Here is a 19241-nt window from a genome sequence, read left to right as displayed (position 1 = left end):
TTCCTACATTCTCAACTTGTTTTCACCTTACTTAAAAAAAAAATCATTTTATTTTTATTAATATTAAAATTATTTGCAATTTTGAGCAAAATATTAAACATTTTAACAAACCATAAAAAATTAAATAAATATGAAAAAAGTTCATAATTTTAATGCAGGACCTTCAATTCTTCCCAGAATCGCTATTGAAAACACAGCAAAAGCTGTACTTGACCTTAATGGTATAGGTATGTCGGTTCTCGAAATTTCACACCGCAGTAAGGATTTTCAGGCAGTAATTGACGAAGCAGTAGCATTATTTAAAGAACAACTTGGAGTTCCCGAAGGATACCATGTATTATTCCTTGGCGGTGGTGCCAGCATGCAATTCTGTATGGTTCCTTTTAATTTCCTGGAAAAGAAAGCTGCATATCTTGAAACAGGTGTGTGGGCTAAGAAAGCCATTAAAGAAGCAAAACTTTTTGGCGAAGTTAATATTGTAGCTTCTTCATCTGATAAGAATTTTACTTACATTCCAAAAGGATGGGAAATACCCAAAGATGTTGACTACATGCACATCACTACCAATAACACTATTTACGGTTCTGAAATCAGGTATGACATGGACAGTCCTGTTCCTTTGATTGCTGATATGTCATCTGATATTTTCAGTCGTCCGGTTGATGTAAAGAAATATGCAATGATTTACGGTGGCGCCCAGAAAAACTTAGGACCTGCAGGTGCTACATTTGTTGTCGTTCGCGAGGATGTACTTGGTAAGGTTAGCCGCAAAATCCCTTCAATGCTCGATTACAGAACACACATAGCAGAAGGTTCAATGTACAATACTCCTCCATGTCTTCCTATATACACTATCATGGAAACACTGCGTTGGTTAAAATCAATTGGTGGTGTGAAAGTGATGGAAGAAATGAATAAGAAAAAAGCAAACCTTTTATATAACGCTATTGATAGCAGCAAAATATTTGTTGGTACTGTTGAAAAAGATTCACGCTCATTGATGAATATTTGCTTTGTTATGAAACCCGATTATGCTAAATTGGAAGATGAATTCATGAATTTTGCAAAAGCAAACGGAATGGTTGGAATTAAAGGACATCGTTCGGTTGGCGGTTTCAGGGCATCTACATACAATGCATTACCAATTGAAAGCGTTCAGGCATTAGTTGACTGCATGAAAGAATTTGAAAAACAAAAAGCATAGTCAATAACCAAAGTTCAATTTTGAATGTTGAATATTTGAATTTCGTTTTAACTTGGCATTCATAACAACTTTGCGTGAAATTATAAATTATAAAAATAAAAAAAATGACAAAAGTTTTAATAGCAACCGAAAAACCTTTTGCTAAAATAGCACAAGATGGTATAAAAGAAATTTTTGATAAAGCTGGTTTTGAAACTTGGTTTTCAGAACCTAAAGAATCATATGAATTAATTAGTTTTCTTCAAGATGTTAATCCAGACGCAATGATTATCAGAAGCGACAAAGCCACTAAAGAAGTTATTGAAGCAGGTAAAAATTTAAAAATCATTGTTCGCGCCGGTGCGGGTTATGATAATATTGATTTGGCTGCTGCTACTGCCAAAGGCATTGTTGCAATGAATACTCCCGGACAAAATTCAAATGCAGTTGCTGAACTTGCAGCAGGCATGATGGTTTTCATGGCACGTGCACAATTTAAAGGTGGCTCAGGCTCTGAACTTAAAGGAAAGAAATTAGGATTGCATGCTTATGGTCATGTTCCTAAAATGCTTGCCAACATTGCAAAAGGATTTGGTATGGAAGTATATGCTTTCGACCCGTTTGTTCCTGAAGCCAATATTACAAAAGACGGAGTAAAGGTTGTAAAGAATATTGAAGAACTTTATTCTACATGCCATTATGTTTCTTTACATATTCCGGCAAACGACAAAACAAAAAAATCAATCAATTTTGATTTGATGTCGAAAATGCCTAAAGGCGGAACTATTGTGAATACTGCACGTAAAGAAGTTATGGATGAAGGATGTTTGAAAAAAATGCTGGAAGAAAGACCTGACTTCAAATATATTTCTGATATTGCTCCTGAATGCCATGCCGATTTGTTGAAATATGAAAACCGTTATTACAGCACTCCCAAAAAACAGGGAGCTGAAACTTCGGAAGCCAATATCAATGCCGGACTTGCAGCAGCAAATCAAATTGTGAACTTCATAAAGAAAGGCGACAAAACTTTCCAGGTAAACAAATAAAAAAGTTCAATGTTTAAAGTTCAACGTTCAAATTATTAAAATTAAAATATCCGCCAATGCTCATGCTGCGGCGGATTCTTTTATCTTGCTAACTTATCTACTTATTAACTTTTTAACTATAAAATATGTCAATAATAAAACCATTCAAAGGACTACGTCCGCCGAAAGAAATTGTAAAAGAAGTTGCATCTCGTCCTTATGATGTTCTTAATTCAGCTGAAGCAAGAGCAGAAGCAACAGAAAAATCGCTGTTACATATTACAAAACCGGAAATAGATTTTGCCCCGGGAACAGATGAACACACACAAGCAGTATATGACAAAGCTGTTGAGAATTTTAAAAAGTGGCAAAAGAACGGATGGCTTGTTCCTGAAAAAAAAGAAATGTATTACGTGTATGCTCAGACAATGATAGGTCGCACACAATATGGTCTTGTTGCCTGCGCCAATGTTGATGACTACATGAATGGCATTATCAAGAAACACGAACTTACCCGCAAGGACAAGGAAGAAGATCGCATGAAACATGTGAGAAACAACAATGCTAATATTGAACCTGTTTTCTTCTCCTACCCTGCTGTTGCGGAGATTGATGATATTGTAAATAAAATTACAAAGACACCGGCAATCTATGATTTTGTTACAGATGATGGATTCGGCCATGAATTCTGGCTAATAGATGATGATGCCACTATTAAAAAAATAACTGAGCTTTTTGCTAAAAAAGTTCCTTACTTATATGTAGCCGATGGTCATCACCGCACTGCTGCTGCCGCTTTAGTAGGAAATGAAAAAAAACAGAAAAACCCGAACCATACAGGAAAAGAAGAATATAATTATTTTCTCGCTGTTATATTCCCAGATAATCAATTAAACATCATTGATTATAACCGCGTAGTAAAAGATCTAAATGGACTTACTCCTGCTCAACTTGTGGAAAAATTAAAAGAGAAATTTTCTGTTACCGAAAAAGGTCATGAAATATTTAAACCCGTAAAACTGCACGAGTTCGGAATGTATTTGGATGGCAAGTGGTATGCTTTAAATGCAAAACCCGGAACATACAATGATAACGACCCTATCGGTGTGCTTGATGTTACCATACTTTCCAATCTTATACTGGATCAAATTCTTGGGATTAAAGATTTAAGAACCGATAAAAGAATTGATTTTGTTGGCGGTATACGTGGACTTGGTGAATTAAAAAAACGTGTGGACAGTGGCGAGATGAAAGTTGCTTTTGCGCTTTATCCTGTTTCAATGAAACAATTAATTACAATTGCTGATACAGGAAACATCATGCCTCCAAAAACTACCTGGTTTGAGCCAAAGCTGAGAAGCGGACTGGTGGTGCATCTTTTGGATTAATTGAAAGTTGTAGGTTTGTGGCTGCTGGTCTGGTTGGATGTCAAAAGTCGTTTGTAAAAAAAAACTTTAAACCTAAAACTTTAAACTTAACCAGTTGCTATAACCTATCAACATAAAACATAAAGAAAGTCTCTGATTATTCAGGGACTTTTATTTTTTATAACTGTTGTAAGTTGTAGCTGTTAGTCTTGTTGAAAGTCAAAAGTCGATCGTAAAAAAACTTTTAACTCATAACAAATAACTTAACCAGTTGCTATAACCCATCAACATAAAACTGTAATAAACGACGCGGGTAAACGCTGATCAAACGGGTATTCACTGACAGGTACCATAAAAAAATGAAGCACTGAGTTTATTCAGGTATAAGAGTTTCACAGAGAAAATATTATATTTGTTTCTAATTTCATTTTTAAAAAATGGCAAAAGCAAAGAATACCAAAGGAAAGAAACAGGTTGCTGCTACAAAGAATAAAACAATAAATAATAACAAGGATAAAAAAGTTATTATTTATGCTATGCTTATTGCCTTGCTAACAATTATTGTTTTTTCAAATTCACTGAAAAATAGTTTTGTATATAATTTCGATGATATTATTTACACAACCAGCGCCGACAACGCTAAAGCATTAACAGCAAATGATATCGGAACTATCTTTTCAAGTTATGTTGCCGGTATTTATCATCCGCTAACAGTATTATCATTAGCAATTGAAACAAATTTATTTGGCAGCGGAGCATTTCATTTTCATTTTTTCAATTTATTGATTCATGTATTAAATGTACTGCTGGTATTTTGGTTAACCCATCTTCTAACAAAAAGAATCGAGATTGCTGTTATTGTAGCTTTGTTTTTCGGTATTCATCCTATGCATGTAGAATCGGTTTCATGGATTTCGGAACGCAAGGATGTACTTTATACATTTTTCTTTTTAGGTTCACTAATCGCTTATTTGAAATACATTTATGACGATACAAAATACAAATACCTTATTTATTCTTTAATTTTATTTTTATTTTCACTTATGTCGAAGTCTGCAGCAGTATGCCTTGCGCCACTCATAGTGCTTTTTGATTTTTACATGAAGCGCAAATATATTTTAAAAACGTATTTGGAAAAAATCCCTTATTTCCTTCTTTCGTTAATATTTGGCATTGTATCCATATTATCGCAAAGCTCGGCTGGCGCTACTTCCGCGCTAACCGATTTTAATTTCGACTTTTCATTCTTTGATAAAATATTTTTGGTAAGCTATGCTGTAATGTTTTATATTGTTAAAGCCATTGCTCCGTTTTCGCTTTCTGTAATTCATTATTACCCTTTAAAAACCGGTGGAGCCTTACCTCTGCTCTATTACCTTGCCCCTCTTGGCATTGCGCTGATCGTTTTCCTGATTTATAAATTTAAGAATGTACGCAAAGAACTTATTTTTGGTTTTCTTTTCTTTTTGATAACCATTATTCTTGTATTACAATTCATTCCTGTAGGCTTTGCTATTGTAGCCGAACGATATTCATACATTCCATATATCGGGCTGTTTTTTATTACCGGAAAACTTTATTGCGATTACACCGACAACAAATTCGGCAACTACAGCAAGAAAATGAAGAACTATATTGTGTTTATTTTCGCAGGTATTGCACTTCTTTTTTCTGTGCTTACTTTCGAAAGAAATACAGTTTGGAAAAACGACATTACTATTTTTGATGATGTGATTGCTAAGAATCCCGATGTTGGTCATTGTTACTGGGCAAGAGGAAACAGCAAATTTAATGTCGACGACATTCAGGGAGCTTTATCGGATTATAATGAAGCGATAAACCATAATTATAAATATGCTACTGCATACAACAGCCGCGCAAAATGTTATTTCAAAATGGACTCACTGAAACTGGCTATTGACGGGTATACCGAAGCTATTAATATCGACAATAAATACGCACTGGCATATTATAACCGTGCACATGCAAAACAAAAACAGATGGATTATGCCGCTTCTATTGACGATTACAAGAAAGCGATAGAAAACAAAATTGAAAATATTGCATTTGTGTATAACGAAATGAGCTTTTCTCAATTCAACCTGAATGATTTTCCAAATGCTTTGATAAGTGTAACCAAAGCTATTGAAGCGGATCCAAAATTCGCTTCGGAATATATTGTGAATAAAGCAAAAATTGAATATCTTTTAAACGATTATGATGCATCGCTGAAAGATTATAACAAAGCCATTGAAGGCAATCCTAAAAATGATATGGCATTTTATAATCGTGCTATCTTAAAGCTGGCAATGAAGGATACCGCAGACGCATGCAACGATTTTAGCAAAGCCTCTGAATTAGGCAATATAAAAGCTAATGACGCAATTATTTTGTTTTGTAAGTAAAATATTTTCGATAAAAAATTTTATAATATTCATATATTTGAAATTGATTTCGAAGAAAATAAAAATTATAAAATCTTTTACTATTTGGATAATTTATTTTTATATATTTTTGAAATAAACTTGAAGTACATCCAAATATATCATATAAAAACCACAGGTTATATATTCGGAATGATTGGATTGGATTGGATTGCTTATGCTGATATGGAATGCTTATTTCTATTTGTCAATTACCAATTATAATAAGTTTAGTACTATTGCAGGATTATTATTCTGTATCATTGGTGCAGTGATGATAAAGAAAAGTAAAAAGGAATAAAAAAATAAATCAGATAATTTAAGTTGAAATGCTCGCTCTAAAATTATTCATCCTTCAATTTGCCCAATGGCATTATGTAAAGAGGTTCTTCAACTTTTGGCATTTGCATAATCTTTGAAATCTTGCTATCATCAAATGCGCCAATAGCACAAGTGCCTATACCCATAGCAGTAGCCTGCAAATACACATTTTCGCCGGAATGCCCCAGGTCCATACACACATAACGCTCTCTCCCTCTTTTACCGTATTTACCGGTAGTTCTTGCAAAAACCGCAGAATACACAATACTTGCAGATGCATTTTTTATCATTCCCTGATATAATGATGCTTCATATAATTCAACCCTATAATCCCCCGATTTAATAAGCGTTAGATAATGACCTAATGGATGGTATCTATATATACCTGAAGGTAAACCTGTAATATTTCCTGCGACTAAATATACTTCTAAAGGATACAGCGCACCTGCTGATGGCGCTGTATGCAGACCTATACCGCCCCATTTAACAGAATCAGAAACGCCATATGCCGCCCACAACAACATAGAAACTTCATTAAGTGAAAGACAGGTATCTTTATATACCCTTATTGAACGCCTTTTCCATAATGATTCAACCAGCGACATTCCGCAAGTTGTTAAAGGTTTTGGTAAATTTATGCTTACGGTATCGTTAGTTTTGCTTACTAACGAAGAATCCTGACTAACAGCAGCATTTGCGATAAAAAACCAGGCAAAAGAAAAATATTATTTTTCCAAATGCAAAGTGAATATTTTTTATCATAAGAAATATTATTAAAATTTATTTATCATTATAAATTAATATCTGCCAACAGGCATAATATAAACAGCTTTCTCATTCTCCGTCATATTAAATATTGCAGCAACTTTTTCGGGCTTTAATCCGCCTACAGCACAAGTTCCCAAATCCAAAGCTGTTGCTTGTAAATAAACATTTTCAGCGGAATGACCAAGGTCCATGCTGGCCATAATTATACCTGTATTTTTACCGTATCTGTTATTCACCAATGAAGTATCAGCAGAATAAACAATATTGAATGGCGCTGATTTTATCATATACTGGTTATTTGATGCCTCGTATAAATCGGTTCTGTAATCACCGGATTTTATTAACGACAGGTAATGCCCTTTCGGGTGATAACGATATATTCCTGATGGCAAATCCAAAATATTTCCTGCAACAATATAAATTGATAAGGGATACAATGCCATTGCCGATGGCGCTGTATGCAAGCCGATACCATTTCGTCGTATGGTATCCGTTATTCCATATGCAGCCCAAAGTATTTGGGAAACTTCTTTTAACGTGAGTGATGTGTCTTTATATACTCTTATTGAACGCCTAACCGATAAAGCTTCTTCAACCGACATACTGCCTTTTAATGAAGGTTTCGGTAATTTTACTTTTACAGAGTCAGTGTTTGTGTTTTGACTAATCACTGTTGAAGATATCAATACAAATAAAACTAAAAATACTTTTTTCATAGTAAAGAATTTTAAATTTGTTCAATCGCTTTAAGCATATTATTCCAGGAATATTTTTCTTTTTCAATTCTGGCATTTGCCGAAAAATCATTCTCTTTATTTTGTTGATAAAATTTCAGGATTGCATCAGTAATTTCAGAAATCACAGGTTTTACAACATAGCCAACTTTTTCATCAGGGATTATTTCTGCAAGTCCACCCACATCAGTTACTATCATTGGTTTATTAAAATGATATGCAATTTGTGTAACGCCGCTTTGTGTTGCATCTTTGTATGGCTGAACTACAATATCTGATGCACAAAAATATTCTGCTACTTTTTCATCGGGAATAAAATCAGTATGCATTAAAACATATTCTTCCAGTTTATGCTTTTTTATAATTTCTAAATAGGGTTTTGAATCGGTATAAAATTCGCCGGCTACAATTAGTCTTAAAGTTTTATCTTTTTCAATACATTTCGAAAATGCTTCGAGCAAAAGGTCGAGGCCTTTGTAATCCCTGATAAATCCAAAGAATAATAAATATTTTAATGAATTATTCAACCCTAGTTTTTGTTTTGCAATTTCTTTAGGAATTATTTCTCCATAATTATCATACAGTGGATGCAAACAAAAAACTTTAGGTTTGCTCTTATCAAATGTTTCCAAATCATTCAGAACTGATTTCGACATAACTACAAAACCATCAATTGCCTTAACAAAATAATTCGCAAGCATCCTGTCGCCAGATCTTTTTTCATGAGGAATTATATTATCAATAATAGAAACTATTTTTGTATGATTATTTTTTTTAATGATGCGCGCAATCTTTCCCAAACATGGACCCATAAAAGGAATCCAGAATTTTATTATAACAATATCCGGTTTTAGTTTGCGAATTTCTTTGCCTGTTTTCAGCCAGGTAAGTGGATTTATGGAATTGACAGTAATTTTAATATTTAAATCTTTTGGCGCGGGACCTTCTGAATACTGTGTTTTACCTGGAAAAAGAAAAGAGGGATATTGTAATGAAAATGTATATATAGTAACATCACAACCATTTCGTATATATTCAAGGGCAAGTCGTTCATTATATGTTGCAAGACCTCCACCGCGTAAGGGATAAGCCGAGCCAATGATAACTATTTTTTTTGTACTCATTAATAATATCTTTTGTTTTAAATATAATCAAATCTTGAAAGGTGAGAAAGTGCTTTTTTTAAACTAATTGAACGCTTTGCCGCCCTTTCAACATTCCAATACTTAAAAACAAATTCACCTAATCTCTCATTATAATTAGGACCTATTTTCGCATATTCATCTTTTGGTAATATATCTTCTCTAATTTCTCTTTTTCGACATTTTTTTATCAATCTAAAAAGTTCAATCTTTGGATCATCAATCTTTTCAGGATTATCATAAAAATTAGCAATTGATATTCCTGTATATTCCGAGAATCCTTCTATATCTGCCAACAACCATGCTTCAACTTCTCTGACAGCAACTCTAAAAATTAAATTATTGTGAACCTTTTTATTCAACCAATTTTTAATTAAAGTTGGAGCACAATCGGTTTTGTCCAAATCTGTGAGAACAAAAAAAGCACAACCTTTCGATGCTTCATTAAAACCATCTATATTTTTTTTTATATACCCAAATCCTTCTTCGTAATATGAATAAGAAATAAAGAATTTGTCATCACAAATAGCTGCAAGTTTTCTCATTACAAATTCGCTGATTTGGTCTTCAAATACAAGGTTCAGAGGAATAGGATTCATTTTATATTTCAAGAGATAGTTGATTAATATCTTTTGGTTTCACTCGGGGTAATATTGCTGATGCAGGACTCATTCCTGTATCAAGCATTTTTTTTACATCTTTAATATTTGAAGCAATTGTTATTTTAGTACCTTCCGATGCAGGTTCCAATACTGCAATTTCTTTTAAAGAAATACCTCTGTCATTTAATAAATCTGAACTGTGAGTAGAAATTAATACTTGTCTTTTTCTTTGTTTTTGAAGTTTATATATTAACGGTGCTAATTTTGAAACTATTGCTCCATTTAACGAAAGTTCAGGTTCTTCAAGTAATAATAAAGAATCACCTTCCTGTAATAACCATAGAAGACCGATTAATCTAAGTGTTCCATCACTAAACTGTTCTTCTCTTTGCCTTCCTGCACCAGGTCTCCAATGTGAATATGTAACTTCAAGATGAGGATAACCTCTTTCTGTTGTATATTCAAGATTCGTCAATTGTGGGACAGCTATCTTAAGAGCATGTTCAATTTTATTTAACCATGCTTTACGAGTTTTTTCATTTGTTTTTGCAACACGTTCCAAAAATCCTTTTCCAAAAGGATCACCTGGTAAATCTTGCCCTGTAAAAGCAGAAGGATATTTTAATAATTGAGGCACTAAATGTAGATAAAGTGCATTTTCAAAAAATCTTGAAATCTCCCTGAAATCTTTATTAGTATTAATTTGTTCAAGATAAGTTTGTGTTAATCTAACTTTATCTTTTTTATCATCATCTTCTGGACGATTTATTATTAATTTATTTCCATCCCAAACTTTTTCATAAGATAAATAAGGAAGTCTATAACCTCTTGCTTCCTGTTTAATTCCAATAGCATATTTCCAAATAATTTCTTCTGAACCAAAATCAGAAATATGAACTTCAATTTCTACATCTGGATGTCTTCTTGCTGCCAGAGAGCGAATTTTAGAAATCCCACCTCTATCAGTTACTGCTTTTTGTAATCCACCTCCAGGTTTTGCAATATCTCTTAAAAATCGAAAAACATCCAACAGATTAGATTTACCTGAAGCATTCGCCCCTATTAGAAAAACCCTTTCTTTTAGCTCAATATCTACATCTTTAAAATTTTTCCAATTCTTTAATATCAATCTTGATATAATCATAATTAAACTACTTTTTCAGTTCAAAGTTCAGAATAAATATTATTTATTCTTATCTGACAATGCCGGCGGCTGACGCATATACTTTGTAGAATCAAGATATAGCGTGTCGTCTTTTATGTCAAGGTAAAATAAGCCGTTTGTAGATAAATTTATTTTATGCTCTTTAATTTCCCATGTTCCTTCATACCTGGTACGTCCATCATATCCTTTAAATTTTCCATCGCTGTCAAATGAAATCGTTTCACCTCTTACGGTTTCAAATGCCGACCATGTACCAATAATTTTTTCTTTAAAAAAATCGTCATTATTTTTAAAAGTATCCTTAATATTTTTCACTTCAGCAATAGTGGCCTTGCTTTTATCAGGAGTACCCGAACAAGAAAATAAAAAAATAAGAATTCCAAAAATCAGGAATAAATATAAATTATATTTCATCTGTTTAATTTTCTATAAACTTATTTTTTTCTCGATAATATAATTATTCCTATCCAATGAATTCCTTGAAATCATTTCAGCAATAAAACCGGTAAGGAACATTTGCGCACCAATAATCATACATAATAAACCCAGGTAGAACAATGGTCTTTCAGTCATTTTATAGGAATCCATTGCAAACTTTGCATAAACAAGGTATGTTGCAATTACAAATCCTATAAAGAAAAGGAATGTTCCCCATAAACCAAAAAAGTGCATCGGTTTTTTCCCAAATTTTCCAACAAAAGATAAAGATATCAAATCAAGAAAACCATTGATAAACCGGCTCATCCCGAACTTTGTTTTTCCGTATTGACGTTTACGGTGTTGAACAACTTTTTCGCCAATCTTTGAAAAACCCGACCATTTTGCTATTACAGGAATATAGCGATGCATTTCGCCATACACTTCTATATTTTTCACAACATCGTTCCGGTATGCTTTCAACCCGCAATTGAAATCATGTAGTTTTATTTTACTCATTTTACGGGCAGCCCAATTGAATAACTTGGTGGGAAGGGTTTTCGTAATAGGATCGTAGCGTTTTTGTTTCCATCCTGAAACAAGATGAAAACCTTTTTCCTTTATCATTTTATATAATTCAGGAATTTCATCAGGCGAATCCTGCATGTCGGCATCCATAGTAATTACAACATCGCCCTGTGCATCCAGGAATCCACAATTCAATGCTGCTGATTTTCCATAATTACGACGGAATTTTATTCCTTTGATATTTTTATTTTTTTCAGAAAGGTGTTCTATTATCTCCCACGAACGGTCAGTACTTCCATCATCAACGAAAATAATTTCATACGAGAATCTATTTTCATTCATAACCTTTTCAATCCATGCTGAAAGTTCAGGTAAGGATTCATCTTCATTTAATAAGGGAATAACAATTGAAATATCCATGTAATTTTTATCTGAAATTAGCTTCGAATGAATTATCCACTTTACGGGTAAATATTGAAATGATTAAGGAAGCAACAAATGCGTATACTGTACTCATAATCGTACCCCATATTGCCATCGACAGAGGTGTCATGAATTTCCGGGAATAACTCATCGCCATCTCAATTTGTTCATCGGTCATGTTGGGATTTTTTTCAATCATTTTTTCTTCAGCCTGCCTAAGAATCACATCTATCATTCCGGGATCAATCAATGTAAAAAAGATGATCGTATATATTGAAACGAGAATTGCTGAAAATAATCCAATAAGCACTCCGTTACCCAGAGATTGTCCATAGGTAATAAATCCATTATTGTTTTTTCTGTAGGCTAAAATGCCTATAATCATTCCAACTATCATTATTACAATACTAATATATTGGGCAACGCTTTGATAATCGACATTCAATATATAAAAAAGCAGTGATAAAATAATTAAGGTAATACCAAGCAAAAAGCCATAGTTTAAAGCATTTCTGGCAACGCTGATTTTTTTGGTTTCTGTTGACGGTTCCATGTTAATAATGTTTGATATGCAAATGTAATAATTAATAGTAATTTCAGAAATTTATAAATATTTTTTATACATATCATTTCTTTTTATAATTTTGTCGCGGGGTAAGTCTTATACGACCAGCTCCTGTTGAACTCCCCCAGGTTCGGAAGGAAGCAAGGGTAAAATGGTTGAGCGGTGCGATATAAGTTGCTTACCCCTTCTTTTTTAGGGAAAAAATTCCAACTCCTTCCTTCAGCAATAATAGATGACAAATTCAGAAACAGAAAATAATTTATTATTGAATATAAATAATAAAAAACTAATACATTTGCAGCTGGAATCAATGTTATGTTAATTAAATTATATCCCGAAAACCCTAATCCACGCCATATCGGGCAAATTGTTGAATGCCTGAAAAATGGCGGTATTATTATTTACCCCACCGATACAGTTTATGGTATGGGCTGTGATATTTTCCAGCATAAAGCAGTAGAACGCATTGCACAGATAAAAGGTATACGACCTGAAAAAGCTAATTTCTCTTTTATTTGTTACGATTTAAGTCACTTATCTGATTTTACAAAACAAATCAGCAATGATGTTTTCAAATTAATGAAAAGAACATTACCCGGACCATTTACATACATTCTGAATGCAAATAATAATGTTCCTAAACTTTTTGAAAGCAAGAAAAAAACCGTAGGTATACGTATACCCGACAACAGTATTGCCCGTGAAATTGTAAACCGGCTGGGAAACCCTATCATGAGCACTTCAATAAAAGATAATGATGATTTACTCCAATACACCACCGACCCGGAACTTATCTATGAACGTTATCGTGATATTGTAGATATTGTTATCGACGGCGGTTTTGGAGGCATAGAACCTTCTACTGTTATTGATTGTACTAAAGAAGAATTCGATATCATACGTCAGGGAAAAGGAATCGTTGACGATTATTCTTAAAGCATACTCATACAAAATCCTCCTTTTTATTTTCCAATGGAACCAGGTAACCTTTTCAAAAAAAATAATATTGCTGGTAAAGAAGAATTATTTGATACTCTTCTTGAAAATAAAAATTTAAAAATAGAAAGCATTGTTTCTGCCGGACATACAACCCCTGAAAACACATGGTACGACCAGCAAGATGATGAATGGGTTATTTTATTGAAAGGTGAAGCTGAGATATTATTTGAAAAAGAAAATAATAAAGTGCAATTACGAGAAGGTGATTATATTTTAATTCCGGCTCATTGCAAACACCGGGTTACATACACATCAACGGTTCCGCAGTGTATCTGGCTTGCTGTTCATATTAAGTAACAAGATTAATAATTTCCGCTCCACTTACGAATAAACCATTCGGCAGAAATAAGTCCAAGTATAATTATAAAAACCCAGAATAAATTCAGAAGATCGCTCAAGCGTTTCTGTGTGAATGAAACCGATTTGATATCATCTCTTTTTTCAAGCGCTTTCAAAAGGTCGTCCAGTTGATTCGGGTAATATAATTTACCTCCATGTTTTTCGGCAATACTGTATAAGGTCTTATGGTCAGCAATGGTATGTAACGACTCGATGTTAATGGCTATCACGTTAAATACACCTTTTTGAGTAAGAATCTTATCTCCTATTTTTACATTAGCTTCATAGCGATAAGCTCCCACTGGAAATAAGCCGGCATTTAGGCTATAAGCATTTGATGTTTTAGAAAAAGTAAATGGATATTTTTTATTTAAGCTATCATATATCGTCAAACTTACCTCGGGTTCATTAATCAATTCATAGCTTTCATTATAAACTTCCGCATCAAATTCTACATTTTCGTTTTCATAAAATTTATGATTGCATGTAATCTTGAAAAGGCTTTTATTTTCGGTAACAGCAAGGTATTGGACAATTTTACTAATCAGCCCGTTGAAAATTTCATGATTCTGATTTTTTGCATAATCGAATATTTTCCATTTCCATATTCCTTCGCCTGCAATTACGCATGTTTTAAGTCCATTCAATTCATTAAACAAAATTAAAGGCTGCTTTGTAGATACCGCCCCAATCTTCTGATAGAACAATATATTTGATGTGTTTGAAACATTATATGTACCAAATGGTGAATACAATGGTGGCATATCGTCAGTAAAACGTTTCAATTCATCGCTTATTAAAAATAAAGGAAATTCATTATTAATAACCGGCATGGCTTCATTTTGCGAAGTTTTTGTATTGACAATAATATTTAATCCTGTCTTTAATCCATTAAACGCTGTATAATTATTCTGTGAACCTAATATATAAATTGACGGAAGGTTTTCTTTTTTTATTGCATCGGTAATATTGGTAATATTATTTTTTGCTGAAGGCAATTGATGAAGAACAACAAGGTTATACCCTTTTATACTTTTTGTAAAATTATCGGCAAGATAAAAATCAACTTCATAATTATTATTTTTTTCGAGCGACTCTTTAATAGCTGCAACATCGGGGCTTGGTGAATTGGCAAGAATTAAAATTTTTTGTTTCTGATCAAGCACATCAACATAAAAATCCTGGAAATTATTAGCTGTAGTTATTTCATCTTTCAATGCTGAAATTGAAACATGATAGTGTTGTAACCCACTATATTTTGCTTCAATCTCAAGGTTTATCGTTTGAATAAATGATTCGGAATTAATATCGAGTGATTTTTCAAAAACTGTTTCATTTCCCTTTGTAACACTTAACTTAGTTGAACTTCCCTTACATTTATTAGCTGTAATTATTATCTCAACAGGAAATTTATTCCCCAGGTAAGCAACTTTATTTGAATTAACTTTTGTAATAATAAGGTCTTTATAGATCATTGTATCGCCTAATGCAACAGTGTATATAGGGAACGATGCAAAACCCGAAGCATACAATGGATTTTTACCTTTATTATATAGCCCGTCGGTAGCCAGAATCAGCGCACCCACATTACGATTGGTATATCGTGTTTGCAATTCATCAAACAATGAAGAAATATCTGTAGTTTTATCTTTATATGAGAACGAAAGGCTGTCGCTAAATTTTTCGCCAAAGTTATATGTCTTTATCTCAAATTTATCGCTGACCTTATCAATAAAACTTTTCATTTTTTCAGGATACGAATTTTTATAAAAAGCAGAATCCTTATTTATAATAATTGATCTGGAATTATCCTGCGCTATAATGATAATTGGTTTCTCAACATTTCGTGATATTGTTTCTACTAATGGTGACAATAGAAGAAAAGCAATTATTGTTATTGCTAAAAAACGAAGTACAAATAATATTTTTTTTATTTTAGAAGTAAAAACATATTTTTTATTCCTGAAATATAACAAGGTTGATAACCCTGCCCCAAGTATAACACAGAGAATAAGAAACCATAAAGGATATTCGGTGATGATTGTATAACCGCTCATAAAATATTATCAGGGCAAAGATAATTGCTAAAACTGATTTATTATAATTTTTTATTTTCAATAGTTCGGTAAACTTTTAGTAAATTTTGGTCTAAAGCCCAATATCATTGAGTTTTAATGAAGTTGTTTTAAAAGTCAAAAATCTTGAACCGCTAAGAGCGCTAAGATATCCGCTATGAACGCAAAGTATTGTATAGCAAATAATTTTCCTTGCGAACTTTGCTTTATTCTTCGTGGACTTTGCGGTTAAATTATACCGATGACATAGATGTAATAGTCCAATAAATTGTACTATAACATCTATGTCATCGGCATAACCATTGTAAAATTTAAAATTTCCTTTGGACTATTTTAAATTAACAATTGGTATTACTTTTTAAACAACCTCATTTTGAAACCCTCATTTATAAAGTACTTTAGTCCACACATAATATAATTACAGAACTATTAATTATAAAAACAGGTAAAAATACCTGCTTATAAAAAACAAAATCAGGCAATAATACCGTTAACTTCACGAATCTTCTTGTATTAATTTGGCTTCAGAAATTTTGCTAAATTTGTATATATAAGATTTATGAAAAAAATTTACTTCTTTTTCGCTTTAATATTTTTCCCTTTACTTATTAAAAGTAATGTGTATACAGTAACAACCACTAATGATAGCGGCAACGGAAGTTTGCGCTGGGCAATCAATCAATGGATATACAGTTCGGGAGCAGATTCAATAAAATTCAACATTCCCAAAAGTGATGCAAACTATAATGCTTCAACAGGTGTGTGGACCATCAGTCCCGACAGCACTTTGCCATACATTATTAAAACTACCGTTATTGATGCAACAACTCAAACACAAAGCCAGGGAAACACAAATACATCCGGTCCCGAAATATATATTGATGGAAAAAATCTTCTTGATTTTGCATTTTGTGTTGTTTCGAGCAATTCGGTAATCAAAGGCTTTGCATTAGGGCGTTTCAACAATGCAATTATAATAACAGGATATGGAGGAACAAGCTCAGGAAATTCAATCACAGAAAACTATATCGGCACCGATTACAGCGGAAACGCTGCCAATTCTAATACTATTGGTATTGCAATGGATGTAAATACAAAATCAAATATTATTTCTAAAAATATAATTTCAGGAAACACACTTGCTGGAATAATATTCGATAAATCAAATAATAATACCATTACATCAAATTATATCGGTAGTAATGCTACGGGAACGCTTGCCATTCCCAATGGTGACGGCATTATGCTTAACGAAGCAAATTATAACATCATAGGCGGTTCAACAATTACAGAAAGAAATATACTTTCAGGGAACACAAATACAGGAATAACATTTAACAACACTTGCAGGCATAATGAAATAAAAGGAAATTATATTGGCACTGATTTTAGCGGATTGCAGATACTCAGTAATTATACCGGAGTTCTTTTTCAAAGCCAATCAAACAATAATACTATTGGCGGGTTAACTGCAAACGAAAGAAATGTTATTTCAGGAAACACTGAAATAGGCATTTACATTGAATCTTCCGACAGCAACAAAATTTCCGCAAATTATATTGGCCCTGATGCAAGCGGTAATGGTGGACTGAAAATTGGTGACTCACTCGTTCAGGGGAATGGTATTGAAGTGAACGTTACCGCAAAATATAATACTATTGGCGGCTATACAAGTGGTGAAAGAAATATTATCTCCGGCAATCGTGTTTATGGATTTATCTATTACGGCAATTGTTCTTGTAATCCTCTTATTGGAAATTATATCGGAACAACTGCAACGGGAAATGCTTCATTACCTAATGCTACAGGCATTTGCATTGATGCTTCATCAAATCATAATTCAATTGAAAAAAATGTTTTGTCAGGAAATATGAGTTATGGAATTTTTATTGTAACGCATGGCACTAACTACAATGAACTCAAAGGAAATTTCATTGGTACAAATGCAACAGGCACCGATACTGTTCCAAATGATATTGGACTGATTATAGCCGGTGGGGCACGTTACAATATTATCGGCGGATTTAATGCTTCGGATAAAAATATAATTTCAGGAAACAGGTATGATGGAATTGAAATGGCCGACCAGAAAACCGACTCAAACCAGATTATCGGGAATTATATCGGCACTGATATTACCGGCACACTAAGACTTGGAAATTCAATAGGCATAGGCATTGCAACAAATCCGAAACATAACTTGTTTAGCAATAATGTCATTTCCGGAAACAAAAGAATGGGAATAGCAATTTATGAAAATGCCGACAGCAATATTGTTATTTCAAATAAGATCGGAACAGCAACTAACGGAACATCCGATTTGGGCAACGGTTCCGCAGGAATAGCAATTGCATACGGACCAAAATATAATATCATTGGTGAAGTGAATTTCGGAAACATAATTGCATTCAACGATTCCGGTGGTGTGGTGATTGCAGATGCAAATTCAAAATACAATAAAATTTCAGGAAACTCAATGTGGAATAATATAGGAATGGGAATAGAACTCTTCCCGCCTTTATCAAATGGGAATGATGCAGGTGATAATGATTCCGGCCCAAATGATTTGATGAATTATCCTGTTATAACTTCAGCAGAATATAACAGCAACATGAACTATACGATTGTTAAAGGTACTCTTGATACTCATCATCCTGAATTATGTACTGTTGAATTATTCAAAGCTTCGGCAAACTTTTTTTCACATGGAGACGGGAAATTTTATTTAGGCTCTGTAACACCTGATAACACAGGCTACTTCTGTGATACTGTTACTGGAATCATCAATGGTGAATTATTATCATCAACAGCAACTGACGAATTAATGAACACTTCAGAGTTCTCAGCAAATTATACAGTAACATTATTTGTTTCAATAATTGAAAATAAAAATCCTTTAGAAAATATTTCATTATACCCCAACCCTACTAACAATGATGCTTTTGTGGTTTTTACTTCAGAAAAAAATCAGACAATTCAAATAAAAATCACAAATTGCTTGGGACAAACGATTGAAGACATTAACAGCATTCAATGTATAGAAGGCCTGAATAAATTTAACATAAACTCAAATCACTCACTACCATCAGGCGTTTACTTAGTAAGCATTTATTCAAATAATTTCCAGAAAACAATCAAACTAAATATCCTTAACAACTAGAA

The 19241-nt window shown here is 33.0% G+C and carries 17 protein-coding genes and 1 other RNA gene; 9 read left to right on the top strand and 9 right to left on the bottom strand.

The features are described from left to right. Window positions 1-130: 130 nt before the first annotated feature. The 5 genes from serC (at window position 131) to PKK00_09010 (ending at window position 6302) form a co-directional block, all read left to right on the top strand. Window positions 131-1204 carry a 3-phosphoserine/phosphohydroxythreonine transaminase gene (gene serC, locus PKK00_09030; GenBank protein HNW98536.1) on the top strand — a complete coding sequence of 358 codons (1074 nt, stop codon included), beginning with the start codon at window positions 131-133 and terminating at the stop codon, window positions 1202-1204. A 104-nt stretch (window positions 1205-1308) separates the two neighbouring features. Continuing rightward, window positions 1309-2232: an NAD(P)-dependent oxidoreductase gene (locus PKK00_09025; GenBank protein HNW98535.1), complete on the top strand. Its 924-nt coding sequence runs from the start codon at window positions 1309-1311 to the stop codon at window positions 2230-2232. Window positions 2233-2357: 125 nt separating this feature from the next. After that, entirely contained in the window at window positions 2358-3599 is a 1242-nt protein-coding gene (locus PKK00_09020; protein ID HNW98534.1) for a DUF1015 domain-containing protein, read from the top strand. A gap of 416 nt (window positions 3600-4015) precedes the next feature. After that, the gene (locus PKK00_09015; protein HNW98533.1) at window positions 4016-5983 is read left to right on the top strand and encodes a hypothetical protein; all 1968 of its coding nucleotides are present in this window, start codon (window positions 4016-4018) and stop codon (window positions 5981-5983) included. Window positions 5984-6158: 175 nt separating this feature from the next. Beyond that, window positions 6159-6302: a hypothetical protein gene (locus tag PKK00_09010; protein ID HNW98532.1), complete on the top strand. Its 144-nt coding sequence runs from the start codon at window positions 6159-6161 to the stop codon at window positions 6300-6302. 43 nt (window positions 6303-6345) lie between these two features. Here PKK00_09010 and PKK00_09005 read toward each other — a convergent pair whose 3' ends face one another. The 8 genes from PKK00_09005 to PKK00_08970 all read right to left on the bottom strand — a co-directional run bounded on the left by PKK00_09005 (window position 6346) and on the right by PKK00_08970 (window position 12654). Then, window positions 6346-6927, bottom strand: coding sequence for a SagB/ThcOx family dehydrogenase (locus PKK00_09005; GenBank protein HNW98531.1), 582 nt, complete (start codon window positions 6925-6927; stop codon window positions 6346-6348). 192 nt (window positions 6928-7119) lie between these two features. Next, the gene (locus PKK00_09000; protein HNW98530.1) at window positions 7120-7806 is read right to left on the bottom strand and encodes a SagB/ThcOx family dehydrogenase; all 687 of its coding nucleotides are present in this window, start codon (window positions 7804-7806) and stop codon (window positions 7120-7122) included. An 11-nt stretch (window positions 7807-7817) separates the two neighbouring features. Beyond that, window positions 7818-8948 (bottom strand): glycosyltransferase, encoded by a 1131-nt coding sequence (locus PKK00_08995; protein ID HNW98529.1) that lies wholly within the window; start codon window positions 8946-8948, stop codon window positions 7818-7820. 17 nt (window positions 8949-8965) lie between these two features. Beyond that, window positions 8966-9565 carry a DUF4276 family protein gene (locus tag PKK00_08990; GenBank protein ID HNW98528.1) on the bottom strand — a complete coding sequence of 200 codons (600 nt, stop codon included), beginning with the start codon at window positions 9563-9565 and terminating at the stop codon, window positions 8966-8968. A 1-nt stretch (window position 9566) separates the two neighbouring features. Then, window positions 9567-10712, bottom strand: a complete 1146-nt coding sequence (locus PKK00_08985) for an AAA family ATPase (protein ID HNW98527.1) — start codon at window positions 10710-10712, stop codon at window positions 9567-9569. 39 nt (window positions 10713-10751) lie between these two features. Then, window positions 10752-11147 (bottom strand): glycoside hydrolase family 43 C-terminal domain-containing protein, encoded by a 396-nt coding sequence (locus PKK00_08980; protein ID HNW98526.1) that lies wholly within the window; start codon window positions 11145-11147, stop codon window positions 10752-10754. A 12-nt stretch (window positions 11148-11159) separates the two neighbouring features. After that, complete coding sequence (locus tag PKK00_08975) at window positions 11160-12098, bottom strand: glycosyltransferase (protein ID HNW98525.1); 939 nt, start codon at window positions 12096-12098, stop codon at window positions 11160-11162. Between the two features lie 7 nt (window positions 12099-12105). Continuing rightward, window positions 12106-12654 carry a DUF4199 domain-containing protein gene (locus tag PKK00_08970; GenBank protein HNW98524.1) on the bottom strand — a complete coding sequence of 183 codons (549 nt, stop codon included), beginning with the start codon at window positions 12652-12654 and terminating at the stop codon, window positions 12106-12108. 99 nt (window positions 12655-12753) lie between these two features. On the opposite strand from PKK00_08970, the gene ffs reads away from it, so the two are divergent. From ffs to PKK00_08955, 3 genes are all read left to right on the top strand, one after another. Then, an RNA gene (gene ffs / locus PKK00_08965) (signal recognition particle sRNA small type) lies at window positions 12754-12853 on the top strand. A gap of 128 nt (window positions 12854-12981) precedes the next feature. Next, window positions 12982-13602: an L-threonylcarbamoyladenylate synthase gene (locus tag PKK00_08960; GenBank protein ID HNW98523.1), complete on the top strand. Its 621-nt coding sequence runs from the start codon at window positions 12982-12984 to the stop codon at window positions 13600-13602. Window positions 13603-13638: 36 nt separating this feature from the next. Beyond that, the gene (locus PKK00_08955; protein ID HNW98522.1) at window positions 13639-13962 is read left to right on the top strand and encodes a cupin domain-containing protein; all 324 of its coding nucleotides are present in this window, start codon (window positions 13639-13641) and stop codon (window positions 13960-13962) included. Window positions 13963-13967: 5 nt separating this feature from the next. Here PKK00_08955 and PKK00_08950 read toward each other — a convergent pair whose 3' ends face one another. Next, window positions 13968-16061 carry a hypothetical protein gene (locus tag PKK00_08950; GenBank protein HNW98521.1) on the bottom strand — a complete coding sequence of 698 codons (2094 nt, stop codon included), beginning with the start codon at window positions 16059-16061 and terminating at the stop codon, window positions 13968-13970. A gap of 577 nt (window positions 16062-16638) precedes the next feature. Between PKK00_08950 and PKK00_08945 the strand changes: the two genes are divergently transcribed. Then, window positions 16639-19239 (top strand): right-handed parallel beta-helix repeat-containing protein, encoded by a 2601-nt coding sequence (locus tag PKK00_08945; GenBank protein HNW98520.1) that lies wholly within the window; start codon window positions 16639-16641, stop codon window positions 19237-19239. Window positions 19240-19241 lie beyond the last annotated feature (2 nt).

The sequence above is a fragment of the Bacteroidales bacterium genome (assembly GCA_035353855.1).
GTDB lineage: Bacteria > Bacteroidota > Bacteroidia > Bacteroidales > CG2-30-32-10 > DAOQAK01.
The sequence above is the reverse complement of the archived record's forward strand: the minus strand, read 5'-3'. Positions and strand labels throughout refer to the sequence as shown.

Excerpts from the sequence above, each read along its gene's own strand:
- serC (HNW98536.1), top strand. The coding sequence starts at position 131 with ATGAAAAAAGTTCATAATTTTAATGCAGGACCTTCAATTCTTCCCAGA.
- PKK00_09025 (HNW98535.1), top strand. The coding sequence starts at position 1,309 with ATGACAAAAGTTTTAATAGCAACCGAAAAACCTTTTGCTAAAATAGCA.
- PKK00_09020 (HNW98534.1), top strand. The coding sequence starts at position 2,358 with ATGTCAATAATAAAACCATTCAAAGGACTACGTCCGCCGAAAGAAATT.
- PKK00_09015 (HNW98533.1), top strand. The coding sequence starts at position 4,016 with ATGGCAAAAGCAAAGAATACCAAAGGAAAGAAACAGGTTGCTGCTACA.
- PKK00_09005 (HNW98531.1), bottom strand. The coding sequence starts at position 6,927 with ATGTCGCTGGTTGAATCATTATGGAAAAGGCGTTCAATAAGGGTATAT.
- PKK00_09000 (HNW98530.1), bottom strand. The coding sequence starts at position 7,806 with ATGAAAAAAGTATTTTTAGTTTTATTTGTATTGATATCTTCAACAGTG.
- PKK00_08995 (HNW98529.1), bottom strand. The coding sequence starts at position 8,948 with ATGAGTACAAAAAAAATAGTTATCATTGGCTCGGCTTATCCCTTACGC.
- PKK00_08990 (HNW98528.1), bottom strand. The coding sequence starts at position 9,565 with ATGAATCCTATTCCTCTGAACCTTGTATTTGAAGACCAAATCAGCGAA.
- PKK00_08985 (HNW98527.1), bottom strand. The coding sequence starts at position 10,712 with ATGATTATATCAAGATTGATATTAAAGAATTGGAAAAATTTTAAAGAT.
- PKK00_08980 (HNW98526.1), bottom strand. The coding sequence starts at position 11,147 with ATGAAATATAATTTATATTTATTCCTGATTTTTGGAATTCTTATTTTT.
- PKK00_08975 (HNW98525.1), bottom strand. The coding sequence starts at position 12,098 with ATGGATATTTCAATTGTTATTCCCTTATTAAATGAAGATGAATCCTTA.
- PKK00_08970 (HNW98524.1), bottom strand. The coding sequence starts at position 12,654 with ATGGAACCGTCAACAGAAACCAAAAAAATCAGCGTTGCCAGAAATGCT.
- PKK00_08960 (HNW98523.1), top strand. The coding sequence starts at position 12,982 with ATGTTAATTAAATTATATCCCGAAAACCCTAATCCACGCCATATCGGG.
- PKK00_08955 (HNW98522.1), top strand. The coding sequence starts at position 13,639 with ATGGAACCAGGTAACCTTTTCAAAAAAAATAATATTGCTGGTAAAGAA.
- PKK00_08950 (HNW98521.1), bottom strand. The coding sequence starts at position 16,061 with ATGAGCGGTTATACAATCATCACCGAATATCCTTTATGGTTTCTTATT.
- PKK00_08945 (HNW98520.1), top strand. The coding sequence starts at position 16,639 with ATGAAAAAAATTTACTTCTTTTTCGCTTTAATATTTTTCCCTTTACTT.